The sequence below is a fragment of the Pandoraea nosoerga genome (assembly GCF_902459585.1).
GTDB classification, from domain to species: Bacteria; Pseudomonadota; Gammaproteobacteria; order Burkholderiales; family Burkholderiaceae; genus Pandoraea; species Pandoraea nosoerga.
Genome location: NZ_CABPSC010000001.1, coordinates 210085 through 228499 on the forward strand (window position 1 = coordinate 210085; position 18415 = coordinate 228499).

Genomic DNA, 18415 nt, shown 5'->3' on the forward strand with positions numbered 1-18415 from the left:
ACTGACAAACGACATGAAAGCCATCGTATTGCGTGAACACGGCGACAACGACGCCCTGAGACTCGAGACCGACTTCCCCGACCCCGTTGCCGGCGAAGGCGAAGTGGTCCTGCGCGTGCGCGCCTCGTCGCTGAACTACCACGACGTATTCACCCGTCGCGGCATGCCCGGCATCAAGCTGCCGTTCCCGGTGATCATCGGGCTGGACGTGGCTGGCGAGATCGCCAGCGTCGGCCCGGGTGTCGAAGGTTGGTCGGTCGGCGATCGCGTGCTCGTCGATCCCATCAACCGCGTCACGGGCGGCCTGGTCGGTGAAACGACCCACGGCGGCCTGGCCGAGCTGTGCCGCGTACCCGCGCATCAACTGGTGCGCCTGCCCGACGCTGTCTCGTTCGACGCCGCCGCCGCCCTGCCCGTGGCCTACGGCACCGCGCTGCGCATGATGCACCGCATCGGCCAGATCAAGGCCGGCGAACGTGTGCTGATTCTCGGCGCAAGCGGCGGCGTGGGCGTGTGCGCCGTGCAACTGGCGAAGCTCGCCGGCGCGCATGTGATCGCCTGCGCGGGTTCGCGCGAGAAGGGCGAGCGTCTGCGCGAGCTTGGCGCGCACGACATCATCCACTACACCGAGGAAGACTTCGTGGAAGTCGTGCGGGCCCGCTACGGCAAGGCCGCGCGCCGCCGCGGCGCGGCCGAGAACGGCGGTGTCGACGTGGTGGTGAACTTCACCGGCGGCGACACGTGGACGCGCTCGCTGCGCACCCTGCGCCAGGGCGGACGCGTGCTCACCTGCGGCGCCACGGCGGGCTTCGATCCCAAGGAAGACCTGCGCTTCATCTGGACGTTCGAGCTGCAGATCCGCGGCTCGAACGGCTGGGAGCGCGAAGACCTCCACGAACTGCTCGAACTCGTTGCCAGCGGCAAGCTGCGCGTGCTGATCGACAAGAAGTGGCCGTTGGAACATGGCGCGCAAGCCCTCGCGACGCTGGAGAACCGCCAGGTCATCGGCAAGGTGCTGGTGGCCGCATGAGCACGTCCGTCCAGCCCCTTCGCGCCGAACAGGTCCAGCAGGCGTTCGACAAGTCGTCGTTCATCGCGTGGCTCGGCCTGCGTGTGACGGCGCTCGATCACGACGCACAAACCCTCGACGTGCGCGTGCCGTTCCAGCCGGCCTTCGAGCGCGGCGCGGGTACGCGCCAGTGGCACGGCGGCCCGCTCGCGGCGGTCATCGACACGGTCGGCGACTTCGCCGTGGGCATGCTCGTCGGCCGCGGGCTGCCGACGGTCAACTTCCGTGTGGACTACCTGAGACCGGCCGTCGACACCGATCTGCGCGCCGTGGCGCGCGTGCGCCGGCTCGGCAAGAGCATCGGTGTCGCGGACGTCGATCTTTTCAATGACCAGGGCGCGCTCGTGGCGATCGGCCGGGCGAGCTACGCCACGCTGGCGCCCGCCTGACGCGCCGGACATTCGCTGGGGTTTCATCGCCAAGACGTTGCAAGGCACTCGCGCGCACGCACGAGTGCCCAGCCTTACCGGAGTTCATCATGCGTAAATCACGGGGCCTTTCCCGACGTCAGTTCCTCTATCGCAGCGCGGGCGGCGCCCTGGCCGCCTCCACGACGCTGGCCGGCGCCGCCGGATGGCTTGTCTCGCCCACGCGCGCCAATGCAGCCGGCGCGACCAATGCCGGCGGCGCAGGCACGATCACGGGCGGGACACCACGCCGCGGCGGCACGCTCGTGGCCAGTTGGGGCGGCCTCGAGCCGCAGGCGCTGTTCGTGCCGGGCGGCGGCGGCTCCAGCCCGTTCATGACCTCGACGAAGATCCTCGAGCGGCTGCTCAAGATCGACGAGAAGCTCGCCTTCCAGCCGGTGCTCGCCACCGACGTGCGCGCCTCGGGCGACTTCAGGACCTACACCGTCTCGCTGCGCAAGAACGTGCTATGGCACGACGGCAAGCCCTTTACCGCGGACGACGTCGTCTATAACGTGCAGGAACACTGGAAGCCGATCTCGGCCGGCGTCGCGCTCAAGGCGCTCAAGCGTGTGAGCGCGCTCGACGCTCACACCGTGAAACTGGAATTCTCCACGCCGGTGCCGGAGTTCTTCTTCAAATCGATCCTGGCGGGTCAATACCAGGTGCTCGTGCCCAAACACCTCTATGCGGGCAAGGACATCATCACGAACCCGCTCAACAACGCGCCGGTCGGCACCGGGCCGTGGAAGTACGGCCAGTGGGTGCGCGGCAGCCACGTCGCCTACTCGCGCAACGAGCAGTACTGGAACAATGCGCAGCCGTATCCGGACAAGCTGATCATTCGCTGGTGGAGCGATCCGGCGTCGCGCTCGGCCGCACTGGAAACGGGTGAACTCGCGGTGGCGTTCTCCAACCCGGTGCCGGCGCGCGACATCGACCGTCTCGTGAAGACGGGCAAGATCGCGGTGGAGACGAAGGGCTACGAAAACGCCGCGTGGGCGGTCACCATCGAATTCAACCAGCGACGCGAGCACGTCAGGCGACGCGAGGTGCGTCAGGCGATCCTGCATGCCATCGACCGCAAGTTCATCATCGACACGATCTACTTCGGGCGCGGCAAGCCCGCCGTCTCGCCGATTTTCCGCAGCAATCCGCTGTTCTTCACCGACGACGTGCCGAAATACCCGTTCGACCCCGCCAAGGCGCGCGCGCTGCTCGACACCGCAGGCCTGCCCCGCAAGAACGGCTCGCGCTTCACGGTCAACCTTGTTGCCGCCGCCTGGTTCGAGGAGAACGCCAAGCTCGGTCAGTACGTGAAACAGGCGCTGCAGGACATCGGCATCACCGTGAAGCTCGACTCGCTCGACCGGGCCACGTCGCTCAAGCGCATCTACGGCGACTACGACTACGACATCGCCATCTCGAACTTCACCGCCCCGCTCGAACTCGTGCCAGTGGTCACGCAGTTCTACACGACGGACGGCATTGTTAAGGGCGCGGCGTTTCGCAACGCCACCGGCTATTCAAACCCGGCGATGGACGCGCTCGTCGATCGCCTGACGGTGGAGACGGACAACGCGAAGCGAATAACGCTCGCCCATGATTTCGCGCGCCTTGCCTCGACCGACGTGCCGCACGTGCCGCTTGTGGAAATGGAATCGTTCACGCTCTCGCGCACCAACGTGCGGCGCGCGACGACCAGCGCCAACGTGCAGGGCGACGCGCTGGCCGACGTGTGGCTCGCGTAAGGCGGGAGGCGACTGTCATGGTGACGCGTCTGTTGTTGCGCCGGGTGCTGCAAGCCGTGCCGCTGCTGCTCGGTGTGATCGTCATGAACTTCTGCCTGATCCAGTCGGTGCCCGGCACACTGCTCGACGTGATGACCGCCGAGCAGCAGGTCACCGACCCGGCGCTGATCGAGCGGCTGCGCGTGACTTACGGCATGGACAAGCCGCTGTGGCAGCAACTGCTGCACTACATCAACGCGGTGGCGCATCTCGATCTCGGCTACTCGTACCGCCACAACCTGCCGGTGTTCGACGTGATCGTGGCGCATCTGCCCGCCACGCTCGTGCTGATGCTGGCAAGTCTGGCCATCGCCGTGCTCGTGGGCGTGAGCGCCGGCGTCGTCGCTGCCGTGAACGTGAATACGTGGCGCGACACGCTCGTGTCCGTTGCCGCCGTGGTGTGCTTTGCCGCACCGAGTTTCTGGCTCGGCATCATGCTGATCATCCTGTTCTCGGTGAAGCTCGGCTGGGCGCCGGTGGGCGGCATGACCACGATCGGCATGGACTATGGCACGGGCCTCGCCGGCGTGTGGCGCGCCACGCTCGACGTGCTCCACCACCTGGCGCTGCCCGCGCTCACGCTCGGCCTTTTCTATGCGGCGACGTATGCCCGCGTGATGCGCGCGTCCATGCTCGAAGTGGCGCGCCAGGATCACGTGCGCACCGCGCTGGCGAAGGGGCTCGCGCGCCGCACCGTGATCGTGCGGCACATGGTGCGCAACGCCATGCTGCCCGTAGTCACGCTGCTCGGCCTGCAACTCGGCACGGTGCTCGGCGGCAGCATCGTCGTGGAAGCGGTCTTCAGCTGGCCCGGCATCGGGGGCGTGCTCTTCGACAGTGTCATGAGTCGCAACTACCCGGTCGTGCTCGGGCTGCTGGTGCTCAGCTCGGCCCTGGTCATCGTCGCGAACATCGCCGTCGATCTGATCTACACGCGGCTCGACCCACGCATACGAACTCAGGCGCCGTGATGTCGCCGGCGCGCCCCGTGCACGCCATCCGTTTTCCCATTGCTCCACCGTAACGAACCGTTTTTTCCCATGACGCCTTCCGCAGAACCTGTACTCGACGCGCTCCGTCCGGGCCGTGGCGCCGCCTCGCTTCGCGACGGGCGGCGCCGCCCCCGCGCTTGGCGGCAATTCACGCGACACGGCGGCGCCGTGGCCGGCGCGGCGCTGCTCACCCTCATCACCGTGGTCGCGCTATGCGCGAACTGGTGGTATCCGGGCGATCCGCTGCGTATCGTGGCCGCGCCGGAGATCTGGCCGTTCGAGCAATGGCAATACCCGCTTGGCACCGACGCGCTCGGGCGCGACATCGCCGCCCAGCTCGCGCACGGTGCGCGAGCCACGCTCCTCATCGGCATTACCGCCAGTGTCGCGGCCACGCTCATCGGTGTGTCGATCGGCGCGCTCGCCGCATGGTGGGGCGGGTGGATCGACGAAGTGCTCATGCGCCTGACGGAGTTGTTCCAGATCGTGCCGAACGTCGTCTTCGTGCTCACGGTCGTCGCGATTCTCGGCCCGCGCATCGAGAACACGGTGCTCGCCGTGGCCCTGGTGTCGTGGCCTGCCATCGCGCGCCTCACACGGGCGGAGTGCCTGTCGTTCAAGTCGCGCGAGTTCGTGCAGGCATGCCGCACCGTCGGCCTGTCGCCATGGCGAATCGCGCTGCGCGAGGTGCTGCCCAATGCGCTGCCGCCGGTGCTCGTGATGGGAACACTCGTGGTGGCCGGCGCGATTCTGTACGAATCGGTCGTGTCGTTTCTCGGGCTCGGCGATCCGAACGTGGCGAGCTGGGGCCGCCAGATCGGGGAAGGCCGCACGCTCATCCGCTCATCCTGGTATCTGTGCGCGGAGCCCGGCGTGGCCATCATGCTCGCCGTGCTCGCGCTCAACCTCGTGGGCGACGGCCTGAACGACGCGCTGAACCCTTCGCTGCGCAAGCGCTGAACACGCCTCGCGCCAGTTTCACGACTCCCTCATCACCCGACCGAATCTCATGACTCACCGCTGGCACAACCTCGGCGACCTCATCGACCGAACGCTCGATCTGAACGCCACCGCGATCGTCGATCTGCGCGACGGCAAGCTGCCGCATCGCTATACCCACGCCGACATCGACCGGCTCGCCGGCGGCGTGGCCGCCCTATTGCGCGACCGGCGCCTGCCGCCCGGCGCCCACGTGGCCATCGCCTCGCTCAACCGGGCCGAGTATCTGATCGCCTACTTCGGCATCATGCGTGCGGGCTACGTCGCCGTGCCGATCAACATCAAGCAGTCGCGCGAAATCCTCGATTACGTGATCGACGACGCCGGCATCTCGCTCGCGTTCGTCGACGGTGCACGCCGCGAAGCATTCGCCTCGCGCGTGCCGGTCATCGATTTCGACGACGACGGTCCCGGGGGTTTCACCGCGCAGGTCCGGCCGACCGACTTCGAATCCGTGCGTCCCGCGCACGACGACATTGCCCAGATGCTCTACACGTCCGGCTCCACCGGCAAACCCAAGGGCGTGCCGCTCACGCACGCCGGGCAGCTCTGGGCGCTTGGGGCGACGCACGTCCCGCCGGAAGATCCGTCGGCCGAGCGCTATCTGCTCGCGCAACCGCTGTTTCACATGAACGGGCTCTTCATGGCCAAGCGCGCCTTCGCGGCGAATGCTTCGCTCGTGATATTGCCGTCGTTCGACGTGGCCTCGTATGTCGATGCGCTGGAGCTTTATCGCATCACCGTGCTCACCGCCGTGCCCACGATGTTCGCGCGGCTCGTCAAGGACCCGCAGACGCTGGCGGGCCGCGACGTCTCGTCGCTGCGGCGCGTGATGCTCGGCTCCGCGCCGATGAGCGCCGCGCTCCTCGCCCGAATCCAGACCGCATTCCCGCACACGCATATCCATCACGGCTACGGCACGACCGAAGCCGGCCCGAGCATCTTCGGCCCGCACCCCGATGGCATTGCGCTGCCGCCGCTCGCCCTGGGCTATCCGCTCTCGCCGGACGCCGTCAAGCTCGTCGACGGAGCGGACGCCGATCACGGCGTACTGTGCATGCGCAACCCTGCCGTGATGCGCGGCTATCACCGTTTGCCGGAAAAGTCGGCGCAGGTGCTCAAGGACGGCTGGTACTACAGCGGCGACGTGATGCGGCGCGACGCGAACGGCTTCTTCTATTTCGTGGGGCGCGCGGACGACATGTTCGTCTGCGCCGGCGAGAACATCTATCCCGTGGAAGTGGAAAAGCTGCTCGAGGCGCACCCCGAAGTGCGCCAGGCGAGCGTTGTGCCGCTGCCCGACGAGGAACGTGCCGCCGTGCCGGTCGCCTTCGTCGTGCGGCAGCCGGGCAGCACGCTCGGCGTCGACGCCCTCAAGCAGCATGCGCTCGCCAATGGTCCCGCGTATCAGCATCCGCGACGCGTGGCGTTCGTTGCCGAACTGCCATGGGCCGGCACCAACAAGGTCGACCGTCACGCGCTGCTGGAACTGGCGCGCAAGCTCGAAGCCGAGCACGGCTGGAGCGATGACCGAAGCCACACATCCGTCCTCTGCGGAGCCCGCGCCTCATGAATCTTCTGCCTGAATCTCGCGACCCGATCCGTCTCGACGGCAAAGTCGCCCTCGTCACCGGCGCCAGCCGCGGCATCGGTCGTGCCATCGCTATCGCGCTGGCCGCGCGCGGCGCAACCGTCGCCGTGCACTACAACGCCGCGCAAGACGACGCCGAGACGCTCGTCGCAGCGCTGCACGCGAACGGATCGCGCGCGTTTGCGGTGCGCGCGGACCTGGCCTCGCCCGACGGCGCGCTCGCGCTCATCGAGCGCTTCACCGGCGCACTCGCCGCGCACCATTTGCCGCCGCGGTTCGACATTCTCGTGAACAACGCGGGTGTGGGCCTGCGTGCGCGCATCGACGCCGTGACGCCCGAGGCGTTCGACCGCGTCTTGCAGGTCAATCTCAAGTCGCCGTTCTTTCTGATCCAGCACGCGCTTGCCTACCTGCGCGACGGCGGGCGCATCGTGAACGTGTCGTCGATGGGCACCCGGGCGGCATATCCCGAGATGAGCGTCTACGCGCCCGCGAAAGCGGGTCTGGAAGCGCTGACCCGGCTGCTCGCCGCCGATCTCGGCGCGCGCGCCATCACGGTCAACGCCGTGCTGCCCGGTGCGACGGCCACGGATCTGAATCGCCGCGCGAGCGACCCCGTCGAGCGCGAAGTCATCGCAAAAACCGTAGCGCTCGGCCGTGTGGGCGAGCCGCGCGACATCGCCGACATCGTGGCGTTTCTCGCCAGCGACGCCGCCCGCTGGATCACCGGCCAGTCGCTCGACGCGAGCGGCGGTCAGCGCCTCTGAACGTGCGGCTGGCCGCCGCCTTCACGGACTTGCATCATGACGACACTGCTCGACGTCCAACACCTCACTCTCGATCTGCCTGCCGGGGCGGACCGCCCGCACGCGCTTCACGACGTGTCGTTCTCCCTCGCACGCGGCGAAATTCTTTGCATGGTCGGAGAAAGCGGTTCGGGCAAGTCGATGACCGCGAGCACGCTGCTCGGATTGCTGCCGCCGGGTGTGCGCGTGAGCGCGGGGCGCGCGGCCTGGCACGGCGAAGGGAATCTGCTGGCGCTGCCCGAAGCGCAGCGTCGCCGCTGGCGCGGCGCGCGCATCGGCATGATCTTCCAGGAACCGATGACGGCGCTCAATCCGTTGCGCACCATCGGCGATCAGATCGCCGAGGTCTATCGCACGCACACGCGCCTGTCCGGCAGCGCGATTCGCGCGCGCACCCTGGAATGGCTGGAGGCGGTGCATATCCCGTCGCCGCCCGACGCCGCCAAACGTTATCCGCACGAACTGTCGGGCGGCCAGCGCCAGCGCGCGATGATCGCGATGGCGCTCGCCCTCGAGCCGGAGCTGCTCATCGCCGACGAGCCGACCACCGCACTCGACGTGACCACGCAAGCGCAAATCCTCGCGCTCATTCGCGAACTCCAGCAGCGCAAGGACACGGGCGTGCTGTTCATCACGCACGACTTCGGCGTGGTGGCCGAGATCGCCGACCGGGTCGCAGTGATGCGGCACGGCGAGATCGTGGAGCAAGGCCCCGCGCAAACGCTGCTCACCCGGCCTTCGCACGAGTACACGCGAGCGCTGATCGCGGCGGTGCCGGCGTTGCCCCGGCCGGGTCCGGCGACGTCCGGCGTGTCAGGCGTGTCCGGCGTGCCGGACGCGTCGGGCATGCCCCGCCGCGAGAGCAGCGGCACGCCGGCGGTGCTGCGTGTCGAGCAGGTGCGCAAGACGTACCGGCGCCATGGCTGGCCCGGCAAGGCGCAGGCACACACGGCCGCGTTGCGCGACGTGAGCCTGGAAGTCGGCGCAGGCAAGACGCTGGGCATCGTCGGCGAAAGCGGGTCGGGCAAGTCGACGCTCGCGCGCGCGATCCTTCGGCTGATGACGCCTGACGCCGGACGCATCCTCTATCGCGACGCCGACCTTGCCGCCGGTACGCTCAGCGCCGAAGCGCGCCGAGCGGCCCTCGACATCCAGATGGTGTTCCAGGACCCGTTCAGTTCACTCAACCCGCGACGCCGTGTGGGCGACATCGTCACGCAAGGGCCCATCGCACGCGGCGAGCCGCCCCGCGAGGCACGGACGCACGCACGTGAGCTGTTCGAGCTGGTGGGCCTGAGCGCCGACGCGCTGGATCGCTTCCCGCACGAATTCTCCGGCGGTCAGCGACAGCGCATCGGGCTCGCGCGCGCGCTCGCGATGCGCCCGCGCGTGCTGGTGGCGGACGAACCCGTCTCCGCCCTCGACGTCTCCGTGCAAGCGCAGGTGCTGCGCCTGCTCGCGCGGCTGAAGACGGAACTGGGCCTGTCGATGATCTTCATCACGCATGATCTGCGCGTCGCCGCGCAGCTGTGCGACTCGCTCGCCGTCATGAAATCGGGCAGCGTGGTCGAGTACGGCGACACGGCGTCGATCTTCCGCGCGCCGTCACATCCGTACACGCGCGCACTGCTCGACGCGATTCCGGGGCGGCGTCACGAAGACGCGCGCGCTCGCACCGCGGCATGAACGACATGAACGACATGAGCGACATGAGCGACATGAGCGGCACATGAGCGGCACATGAGCGGCAGGGGCAGTGGGCATGCGCCAGCTACTTTCTTAGCTCGGCAATGGAAAAATAGGGAAGCCACGTGCCCGCACTGGAGAGGCTCGCGAACACCTGCTCCTTGGTTTGCTGCAGGAAGGTCTCGATATGCCGGCGGGCGAGCGCTTCGGCGCGCGCGCCATTGCCGGCCGCGAACGCCTCGATGATGCCCTCGTGGTCGTGTTCGATGCCGGGGCGCACGCCCTGCACGCCGAAGCCGAGTGACACGAGCCGGGCCATGTCGTCCATCAGGCCGGCCAGCGTGCGGTATAGCCGCGCATTGCCGCTCGCGGCCGCGATCGTCAGGTGAAACTTGCGGTTGGTGTGCAGGAACCACGCGATCTGGTGGCCGATGGGCTTGTGGGCGTAAGGCGCTTCGCAGGCCTGGTCCAGCCGCGCGAGCAATTCGGTGTCGACGTTGCCGCACGCAAGCCGCGCCGCCATCGGCTCGAGCTGTGCGCGCAGGGTGAAGATTTCCTCGACGTCCGCCAACGTGATCGGCGAGATGCGATACCCCTGACGCGGGATCGCTCGCGCGAAGCCTTCGTGCACGAGCCGCACCAGCGCCACCCGGCAACTGGTGCGCGCGATGCCGTAGCGGCGCATGAGCTCGGCCTCGCTCACGATGGCGCCGGGCATGATCGCGCAAGTCAGGACGTCGTGCCGGATGCGCTCGTAAGCGTCGTCGCCGCGCGCGGTGGCGGCGGCGTCTTCACTCGCGCGCAAGTCGCTCGTCATGATGTCAGTACCCCCGCGCAGCGTCGTAGACGAATGGCAGCGGCGCGCCGCGCAAATGCGCGCCAAGGACGTCGGCCACCTGCCGGGCGCGAGCGGCATACGACACCGTCGATGCGATGTGCGGCGTCACGAGCACCTTGGGATGGCGGCGCAGCGCATCGTCCGGCGGCAGTGGCTCGATGTCGAAGACATCGACCACGGCCCAGCGCAGGCGTCCGCTGTCGAGGGCGTCAAGGAGCGCATGACGATCGAGGTGCGCGCCGCGTCCCACCTGAATGAGGCTGGCGCCCGCGGGCAGGCGAGCGAAGAGGCGGCGGCCGAGAATGCCGCGCGTGGCCGGCGTATCGGGCAGGAGGTTGACCAGGATGTCCGTCTGCGCGAGCAACGCGTCGAGTTGCCCTTCCCCCGAGAACACCGGCACGTTCTCCGCCGGCTTCGCCGTGCGCGTCCAGCCGTTCACCCGAAAGCCGTTGGCGCGCAGCCTCGCCGCCACTGCACGGCCCAGCTCGCCGAGTCCGAGCACACTCACGCGGGTGTCACGCGCGAGGCGCCCGGTAAGGTCGCAGGCCCACTGGCCGTCGCGTTGTGCGGCCACGAGCGCGGGCATGTCGCGCACGATGGCCAGCGCCGACAGGGTAACGAAGTCGCTCATGCGCTCGCGCGTCTCCTCGGTGACCATGCGGACGATCGGCACGTTGGGCGGCAGCTTCGGATCGGCGAGAATGTGATCGACGCCCGCGGCCGCGCTCAGGATCAGACGCAGCCGGGGATAGCGAGCGAGGCGCCCCGGGTCGGGTTGCCAGACGAGCGCATACCTGACATTGCGCGCATCGACGAACGGGTCGTCCCATCCGCACACGCGCAGACCAGGCATCAGCCGCGCAAAGTGGTGCTGCCATTCGGGCAATGCGGCGGCGCCGCCCGACTTGATCAATAACGTATCGCCTTGCATGACTTCTGGAGTGGCGCCTCGCGACAACACGCGAGGGCTTCGGGAGAGAGAGCGGCCTCCCATGCTACCGGCCGCTTCCCGGCCGGCTAAGCATTTCTTATCGAATAGCTTATGAATGCACCGCGCAAATGTACGTGGCGTCCGGGCATAAGCGGCGACGCCCGCGCCCGGCTCTCGTCCGGCGAGAAAATTTCGGAAAATTTCCCCCGGCTTTCCCTGCGGCCGGGACGGATCTTCATCCGACGGGGAACGCCGCCCGGCGGGCGTGATCGCCATGCTGCACAGCAACAATTCCGTCGATTGTTTCCATATTCACAATAATGGATCTGGCGCCCGGGCATTGTGCGGTCCCGCCCATACCCGCTATAGTGGCCCCGCCCCCGCGACGCGAGGCTCCGCCAACGAGACCCGGTGTGAACCGGATATGACGGCGGGCGTTGCGCGTCGTGTTGCAAACGTAGTCAACGCGGTGCCCCCATCGCCAGTAGAAATGAAAGAGACAGCTACACTCAACGCCGAAATCGGCGCCAAGCCCCCCACCCCCGAAGAAGTCCGCAAGCGCGTGTTCGCGATCGTCGCTGCATCGTCGGGCAATCTGGTCGAGTGGTTCGACTTCTATATCTATGCGTTCTGCGCGATCTATTTCGCGCCGGCGTTCTTCCCCAGCTCGGATCCGACCGCGCAGCTACTCAACACGGCCGGCGTGTTCGCCGCGGGCTTTCTCATGCGCCCCATCGGCGGCTGGCTGTTCGGCCGTATTGCCGATCGCAACGGCCGCAAGAACTCGATGGTCATCTCGGTGATGATGATGTGCTTCGGCTCGCTGCTCATCGCCGCGCTGCCCACGCACGCGAGCATCGGCAACTGGGCGCCCGCGCTGCTGCTCTTGGCGCGTCTGCTGCAAGGCCTGTCGGTCGGCGGCGAGTACGGCACCACGGCCACTTACATGAGTGAAGTGGCGCTCAAGGGCCGCCGCGGCTTCTTCTCGTCGTTCCAGTACGTCACCCTCATCGGCGGCCAGCTACTCGCCGTGCTGGTGGTCGTGATTCTCCAGCAACTGCTGGACGAGGCCGAACTCAAGGCATGGGGCTGGCGCATTCCGTTCGTGGTCGGCGCGATCACGGCCGTGGTCGCGCTGCTGCTGCGTCGCACGCTGCACGAAACGTCGACGACGGCGAGCCGCACCAATCGCGAAGCCGGTACGCTCGCGGGCCTGTTCCGCCATCATAAGGCGGCGTTCTTCACGGTGCTGGGCTATACCGCGGGCGGCTCGCTGATCTTCTACACGTTCACGACGTACATGCAGAAGTACCTGGTCAACACGGCCGGCATGCCGATCAAGACGGCCAGCTACGTCATGACGGGCTGTCTGTTCGTGTACATGTGCATGCAGCCGCTCTTTGGCATGCTCTCGGACCGCATCAGCCGCCGCAACAACATGCTGCTCTTCGGCGCGCTCGGCGCGATCGCCACGGTGCCGATCCTCACCGCGCTCAAGACCGTGCACAGCCCGGTCGTCGCCTTCGTGCTGATCTGCGTGGCGCTGGCGATCGTGAGCTTCTACACGTCGATCAGCGGCATCGTGAAGGCCGAGATGTTCCCGACGGAAGTGCGCGCCCTGGGCGTGGGTCTGGCCTACGCCGTCGCCAATGCGATCTTCGGCGGTTCGGCCGAATACGTGGCGCTGGGGCTGAAGAAGGCCGGCATGGAGCCGACGTTCTACTGGTATGTCACCGGCATGATGGTGATCGCATTCCTCGTGAGTCTGCGTCTGCCGCGCGAAGCCAGGTATCTGCATCACGAACACTGATCGTGACGGCCGGGCGGCAAGGCGCATGGCCGAGCCTGCCCGGCGAGCGCGCGGGCGTCAGGCGTCGTCCCCCGAGGCCTGGCGCGTGCTCTGCCAGATCGCGTCGAGCACCGGATGCGGTTGATGGCGGCGGCGGTACAGCGCAATGTCGAAGCCGATCTGCCAGTCCTTGCCGCCGACGATGGCGAGCGTGCCGCACGCGACGTCGTCCGCCACGAGGCGCTGCGGCAGCCAGGCAATGCCGGCGCCGCGGCGCGCCATTGCGAGAATCGCCTCATACGAATCGGCCTGATAGACGGGCCTGAGCGTGGGCCGGTTCGGCATTTCGGCGAGGTGGCGCGCGAGCACCGCGCGCAGTGTGAGCGTGCGCGTGAACGCCAGCCATGGAATCGGCGTCGGCCCGGCCGCCAGCCGGTATTTGGCGCGTCCCTGGGCGTCGAGGGCGCTGACCGGCACCAGCACCTCGCGCGCCACGCTCAACCAGTCGAAACGGTCCTGATCGATGAGCAGCCGCGTGTGCGCGCTGGAATAGACAATCAGCAGATCGACTTCGCCGGCGGCGAGCCGCAAAATCGCCTGCTCCGCGCCGCCGGTGGACAGCGTGGCGGTGAAGGCGCCGATGCGCGCCACGGTTTGGTCGTACCAGTCCGGGAAAAACGTGGCGGCGAGCGTGCGGCCCGTGGCGATCTTCAGGTTGTTTTCGAGCGTGGGCGCGGCGTCCTGCAATTGGGTGCGGGCGCTGTGAAGGATGTCGAGCGCGTTGGTGGCCGCGTCGAGAAAGACGGTGCCGGCGGCGGTGAGCTCGAGCGGCTTCGTGCGCTCGATGAGCCGGGTGCCGACCCATTCTTCCAGCGCGCGAATGCGCCGGCCGAAGGCCGGATGCGTGACGAAGCGATTCTCGGCCGCCCGCGTGAAACTGCGCGTGCGTGCGAGTTCGACGAAGTCTTCAAGCCATCGCAGTTGCATGCCGTCTCCCCACCGCTCCCCCTGCCGCCGTATTGCGCATGGCCCTCGGCGCGCCGCGCCTGCCATACCCTTTCGGCCCGCAGTGGCGGCCACATTCGGTTGCGCTTACCGTTGCGCTTCCGGTCTCGCCCTTCGCCCGCACTCGCGTCAAGCCTTGGAAAGCGACTTGAGCGCATGCTTGATGCCGTCCGACACGCTCGTGCCTTCGGGCACGGTCTTGACGGCCGCGATCGCTTCCTTGTCGGAATAACCCAACGCGAGCAGTGCGTTGACGACGTCGCTCTTGTGATCATGCGGCGTCGCCGCGCCCGGCACGGTGCCCAGTTGTGCGCCGAGCTTGCCCTTGAGTTCGAGCAGTAGTCGCTCGGCCGTCTTCTTGCCGATGCCCGGGATCTTGGTGAGGCGCCCCGATTCCTGCAGCGTCACGGCCTGCGCGATGTCGGCCACGCTCATGCCGGAGAGGATGGCGAGAGCCGTGCGTGCGCCCACGCCGGAGATCTTGAGCAGTTCGCGAAAGGTGTTGCGTTCGTCGGGCGAGCCAAAGCCGAAGAGCAGCTGCGCGTCTTCGCGCACGATGAACTGGGTGAGCAACGTCACGCGCTCGCCCACGTTGGGCAGGTTGAAGAAGGTGCTCATGGGCACCGAAATTTCGTAGCCCACGCCCTGGCAATCGACCAGGATGTGCGGCGGGTTCTTTTCCAGCAACGTGCCGGAGATGCGGCCAATCATTGACGCCCCGAGAGAGTGACTTCGACAGGCGGCAAGTGTAGCAAACGGCGACGTGGCGGCGCGCTCGGGCAGGTCGCCGCGCCGCCACGGGGGCTCACCCCTGCCCTTCGACGCCCGCGACGGCGTCCCCGGTCGATCGCGTGGCCGCCGCGCGCAGGCACTCGAGCGCCGCCGCGACGGCCGCGCGGTTGGCGCCATCGTCGCGCCAGTACATCGAGATCGCACCGAAGCCAGCCAGACGCAGCGGCACGATGCGCAGCGCGCCGAGCGCTTCGAGCCGTCGAGCGGTTCGGTGCGAGGCCAGACCGATCATGTCGCTGTTGTTGAGCAGCGTGAGATTGAGAATCGTCGAATTCGATTCGACCGTGTCGTTCGGCAGCGGGTATCCCGCCTCACCGAGTGCTGCCTCCAGCGCGTTGCGAATCGGCGTGCCGCGCGGCCACACCACCCACCGATAACGATGAATGTCCGGCCAGTCGACGCTGGCGAGCGAGAAGACGGGGTGCCGGGCGCGGGCGACGAAGTGCAGCGGCTCCAGATACAGCGCCTCGGCGCGCACGTTGCGATCCTGCAGTTCCGGCGCCGAGCGCCCCACGACGATGTCGATCTCGCTGTGCGCGAGCTGGTTCATCAGCCGGTCCATGGTGTTTTCGATGACACGCGCCTGCACGCGCGGCATGCGCTGGAGCAACAGCAGCACCGCGAGCGGCACAGTGTCCGCGGAGGACGCGCCCGACGTGCCGATCGCCACCAGCCCGCTGCCACCCTCGCGCATGGCGTCGAGATCGTCACGGGCCGTGTCGAGCTGCGCCTCGATGCGCCGGGCGTGCTCGATCAGGGCTTCCCCGTAGACCGTGGGGCGCAGGCCGCGCGCCTGACGCTCGAACAACGGCAGGCCGATATCGTCCTCCAGGTCCTTGAGCCACTTCGACAAACCGGGCTGCGTCGTATTGAGCAAAGCCGCGGATTGGCTCATGTTGCCGGTCTCGGCAAGGGTCAGCAGCATCTGCAGATTGCGCAGACGCAGGCGGTGGGTCCAGTCCATGCGCGCTCTCCGGGCACCCGGGGATGCCTTTCAGATCGGTCGATCCATACGATTTTTCGTATGGATTCGATGATTTTTTCATTTCAAAGATTATGTCTCGCCGAGTATAACGCTATCCATAGATCAGCCGGCGGCCCGTTTCCCGGGCCACCCGACTTCATAACCATACGGAGCCATACGGAGACACGCATGTCCGAACGCGCCCCCAGCGCCGAGCGCGCTGCCTACTACGAACACATTGGCCGCAACCACATGGCCCCGCTGTGGGAATCGCTGCATAGCCTCGTGCCGCCCCAGCCGCGCCCGCGCGTGGTGCCGGCGATCTGGAAATACCGCGAGGTGCGCCCGCTGGTGATGGAAGCGGGCAATGTGATCAGCGCCGAAGAGGCCGTGCGCCGCGTGCTCATCCTGCAAAATCCGGGCACGCCAGGCTCGTCGAGCATCACCGGCTCGCTCTATGCGGGCCTGCAACTGATCCTGCCGGGCGAGATCGCGCCGAGCCACCGTCACACGCAATCGGCCCTGCGCTTCATCGTGGAAGGGCGCGGCGCATGGACCGCCGTGGACGGCGAGCGCACGACCATGGCGCCGGGCGACTTCATCATCACGCCGTCGTGGACCTGGCACGACCACGGCAACCCGGCCGACGGCGAGCCGGTCGTGTGGCTCGACGGCCTCGACATTCCGCTCGTGCAGTACTTCGACGCCGGCTTCGCCGAGAACTACCCGCAGGCGCAGCAACCGGTGCAGCGCCCCGAAGGCGACAGCTTCGCGCGCTACGGCTTCAACATGCTGCCGGTGCATCACAAGGTCAGCGACCCGACCTCGCCCATCTTCAGCTACCCGTATGCCCGCTCGCGCGAAGCGCTCGACACGCTGTACCGCAACGGTGAACTCGATCCGTGGGACGGCATCAAGCTGCGCTACGTCAACCCGGCCACCGGCGGCTGGCCGATGCCGACGATGGCCACGTTCATGCAATACCTGCCCGCCGGGTTCCAGGGCAAGACCTATCGCAGCACCGACGCGACGGTGTTCTCGGTCGTGGAAGGCCGCGGCACGGTGCGCATCGGCGACGAGGTGTTCCAGTTCGAGCCGCGCGACCACTTCGTCGTGCCGTCGTGGGCGCCGGTGCAGCTCGCTGCGCTCGAAGACGCGGTGCTGTTCAGCTACTCGGACCGCCCGGTGCTCGCCGCGCTGAACCTGCTGCGGGAGTCGCGCACCTGAGCGCGGCCTCATTGCCCGCCCATCGCGGGCCCGACGAACGCAACGAACGCAACGGACACCACGAACGCCTTCGCTTCATTCATTCACGAACCGGCGTCGCCCCGCATCGGCGACGCCCCAACGTTTCCCTTTTAGTCGAGTCAAACACCATGTCCTTCGTCTTCGCTCCACCCGCCACCGTCGCCATTCCCGTTGCCGGCAGCAACGACCAGTTCGCCGTGCGCCGCGTGTACTGCGTCGGCCGCAACTACGCCGCCCACGCGCGCGAGATGGGCTTCGATCCGGACCGCGAGCCGCCGTTCTTCTTCTGCAAGCCGGCCGACGCCGTGCTCCCCGTCGCCTACGGCGACACGCTGACGCTGAAGTATCCGGCCCAGACGAACAACTACCACTACGAGGCCGAACTGGTGGCCGCGATCGGCAAGGCCGGCTCCGACATCCCGCTCGAGCAGGCGCTCGAGCACGTCTGGGGCTACGCGGTCGGGCTCGACATGACGCGCCGCGATCTGCAGATGAAGATGCGCGAGATGGGCCGGCCGTGGGAAATCGGCAAGGCCTTCGACGCGTCGGCGCCCATCGGCCCGATCCATCCCGCCTCGGTCGTCGGCCACATCGAAAAGGCCGCGATCTCGCTCACGGTCGATGGCGTGCAAAAGCAAAAGAGCGACATCACGCATCTGATCTGGTCGGTCGCGGAAACCGTGTCGTATCTATCGCAGTTCTTCCGCCTGGAGCCGGGCGATCTGATCTACACCGGCACGCCCGAGGGCGTGGGCCCGGTCAAGGCCGGCGAGACGATGGTCACGGCAGTCGAAGGGCTCGGCGAAATCAAGGTGCGCGTGGTCTGAGGTCGTCATGCAGCTCTACAGCTTCTTCAACAGTTCGACGTCGTACCGCGTGCGCATCGCGCTTGCGCTCAAGGGACTGGCGTTCGACACGATCCCGGTGAACATTCGCTTGGGCGAGCATCGGGCCAGCACTTACGTCGACGAAGTGAACCCGTCGGCGGCCGTGCCCGCGCTCGTCGACGGCGAGATGACGCTGGGCCAGTCGCTGGCGATCCTCGACTACCTCGACGTGAAGTATCCGCAGGTGCGTCTGGTGCCGCAGGACACCGAAGCGCGCGCCCGCGTGCTCGAGCTGTCGATGCTCGTCAGTTGCGATATTCACCCGGTCAACAACCTGCGCGTCCTGAAGTACCTGCAAGGCCCGCTGGCGCTCACGGCCGCGCAGAAAGACGCGTGGTATCGGCACTGGGTCGCTGAGGGCATGGCCGGCGTGGAGCGCCTGCTCGACAAGCACGGCCAGGGCCCGTGGTGCTTCGGCGAGGCGCCCACGCTCGCCGACATCTGCCTCGTCCCGCAGATCGCCAACGCCCGGCGCATGGGGTGCGACCTGTCGGCCTACCCGAAGGCGATGGCGGTGTTCGAGCACGCGTCGGCGCATCCGGCCTTCCGCGCGGCCGCCCCCGACCATCAGCCGGACTACACGGCGTAATCCCGATTCACGGCTGGAAGGGCCGCAGGAGA

At 67.5% G+C, this 18415-nt stretch carries 17 protein-coding genes; 12 read left to right on the plus strand and 5 right to left on the minus strand.

What is annotated here, in order from left to right:
- The first annotated feature begins 13 nt into the window (after window positions 1-13).
- From PNO31109_RS00930 to PNO31109_RS00965, 8 genes are all read left to right on the plus strand, one after another.
- Entirely contained in the window at window positions 14-1030 is a 1017-nt protein-coding gene (locus PNO31109_RS00930) for a quinone oxidoreductase family protein (RefSeq protein WP_150553756.1), read from the plus strand.
- Window positions 1027-1458 (plus strand): PaaI family thioesterase, encoded by a 432-nt coding sequence (locus PNO31109_RS00935; protein WP_150553757.1) that lies wholly within the window; start codon window positions 1027-1029, stop codon window positions 1456-1458. Before PNO31109_RS00930 ends, PNO31109_RS00935 begins: the two co-directional genes overlap by 4 nt.
- A gap of 89 nt (window positions 1459-1547) precedes the next feature.
- The gene (locus PNO31109_RS00940; protein WP_150553758.1) at window positions 1548-3227 is read left to right on the plus strand and encodes an ABC transporter substrate-binding protein; all 1680 of its coding nucleotides are present in this window, start codon (window positions 1548-1550) and stop codon (window positions 3225-3227) included.
- 17 nt (window positions 3228-3244) lie between these two features.
- Window positions 3245-4237, plus strand: a complete 993-nt coding sequence (locus PNO31109_RS00945) for an ABC transporter permease (protein WP_150553759.1) — start codon at window positions 3245-3247, stop codon at window positions 4235-4237.
- 69 nt (window positions 4238-4306) lie between these two features.
- Entirely contained in the window at window positions 4307-5218 is a 912-nt protein-coding gene (locus PNO31109_RS00950; RefSeq protein WP_150553760.1) for an ABC transporter permease, read from the plus strand.
- A 49-nt stretch (window positions 5219-5267) separates the two neighbouring features.
- The gene (locus PNO31109_RS00955) at window positions 5268-6830 is read left to right on the plus strand and encodes a class I adenylate-forming enzyme family protein (protein WP_150553761.1); all 1563 of its coding nucleotides are present in this window, start codon (window positions 5268-5270) and stop codon (window positions 6828-6830) included.
- Window positions 6827-7615 carry an SDR family oxidoreductase gene (locus PNO31109_RS00960; protein WP_150553762.1) on the plus strand — a complete coding sequence of 263 codons (789 nt, stop codon included), beginning with the start codon at window positions 6827-6829 and terminating at the stop codon, window positions 7613-7615. The genes PNO31109_RS00955 and PNO31109_RS00960 overlap by 4 nt, the downstream gene beginning before the upstream one ends.
- A 36-nt stretch (window positions 7616-7651) precedes the next feature.
- Complete coding sequence (locus PNO31109_RS00965; RefSeq protein ID WP_150553763.1) at window positions 7652-9340, plus strand: ABC transporter ATP-binding protein; 1689 nt, start codon at window positions 7652-7654, stop codon at window positions 9338-9340.
- A gap of 85 nt (window positions 9341-9425) precedes the next feature.
- Here PNO31109_RS00965 and PNO31109_RS00970 read toward each other — a convergent pair whose 3' ends face one another.
- Together PNO31109_RS00970 and PNO31109_RS00975 are read right to left on the minus strand one after the other, a co-directional pair.
- The gene (locus PNO31109_RS00970) at window positions 9426-10157 is read right to left on the minus strand and encodes a GntR family transcriptional regulator (protein ID WP_150553764.1); all 732 of its coding nucleotides are present in this window, start codon (window positions 10155-10157) and stop codon (window positions 9426-9428) included.
- 4 nt (window positions 10158-10161) lie between these two features.
- Window positions 10162-11109, minus strand: a complete 948-nt coding sequence (locus PNO31109_RS00975; RefSeq protein WP_150553765.1) for a 2-hydroxyacid dehydrogenase — start codon at window positions 11107-11109, stop codon at window positions 10162-10164.
- Between the two features lie 490 nt (window positions 11110-11599).
- Here PNO31109_RS00975 and PNO31109_RS00980 point away from each other — a divergent pair, with 490 nt between their 5' ends.
- Window positions 11600-12919, plus strand: coding sequence for an MFS family transporter (locus PNO31109_RS00980; RefSeq protein WP_150553766.1), 1320 nt, complete (start codon window positions 11600-11602; stop codon window positions 12917-12919).
- A 57-nt stretch (window positions 12920-12976) separates the two neighbouring features.
- Here PNO31109_RS00980 and PNO31109_RS00985 read toward each other — a convergent pair whose 3' ends face one another.
- From PNO31109_RS00985 to PNO31109_RS00995, 3 genes are all read right to left on the minus strand, one after another.
- A complete protein-coding gene (locus tag PNO31109_RS00985; protein ID WP_150553767.1) occupies window positions 12977-13885 on the minus strand; it encodes a LysR family transcriptional regulator in 909 nt (302 codons plus the stop codon).
- A gap of 147 nt (window positions 13886-14032) precedes the next feature.
- Window positions 14033-14614 carry a Holliday junction branch migration protein RuvA gene (gene ruvA, locus PNO31109_RS00990; protein ID WP_150553768.1) on the minus strand — a complete coding sequence of 194 codons (582 nt, stop codon included), beginning with the start codon at window positions 14612-14614 and terminating at the stop codon, window positions 14033-14035.
- A 94-nt stretch (window positions 14615-14708) separates the two neighbouring features.
- Window positions 14709-15659 (minus strand): LysR family transcriptional regulator, encoded by a 951-nt coding sequence (locus tag PNO31109_RS00995; RefSeq protein WP_150553769.1) that lies wholly within the window; start codon window positions 15657-15659, stop codon window positions 14709-14711.
- A gap of 189 nt (window positions 15660-15848) precedes the next feature.
- On the opposite strand from PNO31109_RS00995, the gene gtdA reads away from it, so the two are divergent.
- The 3 genes from gtdA to maiA all read left to right on the plus strand — a co-directional run bounded on the left by gtdA (window position 15849) and on the right by maiA (window position 18383).
- Window positions 15849-16886: a gentisate 1,2-dioxygenase gene (gene gtdA / locus PNO31109_RS01000; protein ID WP_150553770.1), complete on the plus strand. Its 1038-nt coding sequence runs from the start codon at window positions 15849-15851 to the stop codon at window positions 16884-16886.
- Window positions 16887-17035: 149 nt separating this feature from the next.
- Window positions 17036-17734 carry a fumarylacetoacetate hydrolase family protein gene (locus PNO31109_RS01005; RefSeq protein WP_150553771.1) on the plus strand — a complete coding sequence of 233 codons (699 nt, stop codon included), beginning with the start codon at window positions 17036-17038 and terminating at the stop codon, window positions 17732-17734.
- 7 nt (window positions 17735-17741) lie between these two features.
- Window positions 17742-18383 carry a maleylacetoacetate isomerase gene (maiA, locus tag PNO31109_RS01010; RefSeq protein WP_150553772.1) on the plus strand — a complete coding sequence of 214 codons (642 nt, stop codon included), beginning with the start codon at window positions 17742-17744 and terminating at the stop codon, window positions 18381-18383.
- The last annotated feature ends 32 nt before the right edge of the window (window positions 18384-18415 follow it).

Bases quoted from the DNA above. Each gene is read 5' to 3' on its own strand.
- PNO31109_RS00930 (WP_150553756.1), top strand. From the start codon at position 14: ATGAAAGCCATCGTATTGCGTGAACACGGCGACAACGACGCCCTGAGA.
- PNO31109_RS00935 (WP_150553757.1), top strand. From the start codon at position 1,027: ATGAGCACGTCCGTCCAGCCCCTTCGCGCCGAACAGGTCCAGCAGGCG.
- PNO31109_RS00940 (WP_150553758.1), top strand. From the start codon at position 1,548: ATGCGTAAATCACGGGGCCTTTCCCGACGTCAGTTCCTCTATCGCAGC.
- PNO31109_RS00945 (WP_150553759.1), top strand. From the start codon at position 3,245: ATGGTGACGCGTCTGTTGTTGCGCCGGGTGCTGCAAGCCGTGCCGCTG.
- PNO31109_RS00950 (WP_150553760.1), top strand. From the start codon at position 4,307: ATGACGCCTTCCGCAGAACCTGTACTCGACGCGCTCCGTCCGGGCCGT.
- PNO31109_RS00955 (WP_150553761.1), top strand. From the start codon at position 5,268: ATGACTCACCGCTGGCACAACCTCGGCGACCTCATCGACCGAACGCTC.
- PNO31109_RS00960 (WP_150553762.1), top strand. From the start codon at position 6,827: ATGAATCTTCTGCCTGAATCTCGCGACCCGATCCGTCTCGACGGCAAA.
- PNO31109_RS00965 (WP_150553763.1), top strand. From the start codon at position 7,652: ATGACGACACTGCTCGACGTCCAACACCTCACTCTCGATCTGCCTGCC.
- PNO31109_RS00970 (WP_150553764.1), bottom strand. From the start codon at position 10,157: ATGACGAGCGACTTGCGCGCGAGTGAAGACGCCGCCGCCACCGCGCGC.
- PNO31109_RS00975 (WP_150553765.1), bottom strand. From the start codon at position 11,109: ATGCAAGGCGATACGTTATTGATCAAGTCGGGCGGCGCCGCCGCATTG.
- PNO31109_RS00980 (WP_150553766.1), top strand. From the start codon at position 11,600: ATGAAAGAGACAGCTACACTCAACGCCGAAATCGGCGCCAAGCCCCCC.
- PNO31109_RS00985 (WP_150553767.1), bottom strand. From the start codon at position 13,885: ATGCAACTGCGATGGCTTGAAGACTTCGTCGAACTCGCACGCACGCGC.
- ruvA (WP_150553768.1), bottom strand. From the start codon at position 14,614: ATGATTGGCCGCATCTCCGGCACGTTGCTGGAAAAGAACCCGCCGCAC.
- PNO31109_RS00995 (WP_150553769.1), bottom strand. From the start codon at position 15,659: ATGGACTGGACCCACCGCCTGCGTCTGCGCAATCTGCAGATGCTGCTG.
- gtdA (WP_150553770.1), top strand. From the start codon at position 15,849: ATGTCCGAACGCGCCCCCAGCGCCGAGCGCGCTGCCTACTACGAACAC.
- PNO31109_RS01005 (WP_150553771.1), top strand. From the start codon at position 17,036: ATGTCCTTCGTCTTCGCTCCACCCGCCACCGTCGCCATTCCCGTTGCC.
- maiA (WP_150553772.1), top strand. From the start codon at position 17,742: ATGCAGCTCTACAGCTTCTTCAACAGTTCGACGTCGTACCGCGTGCGC.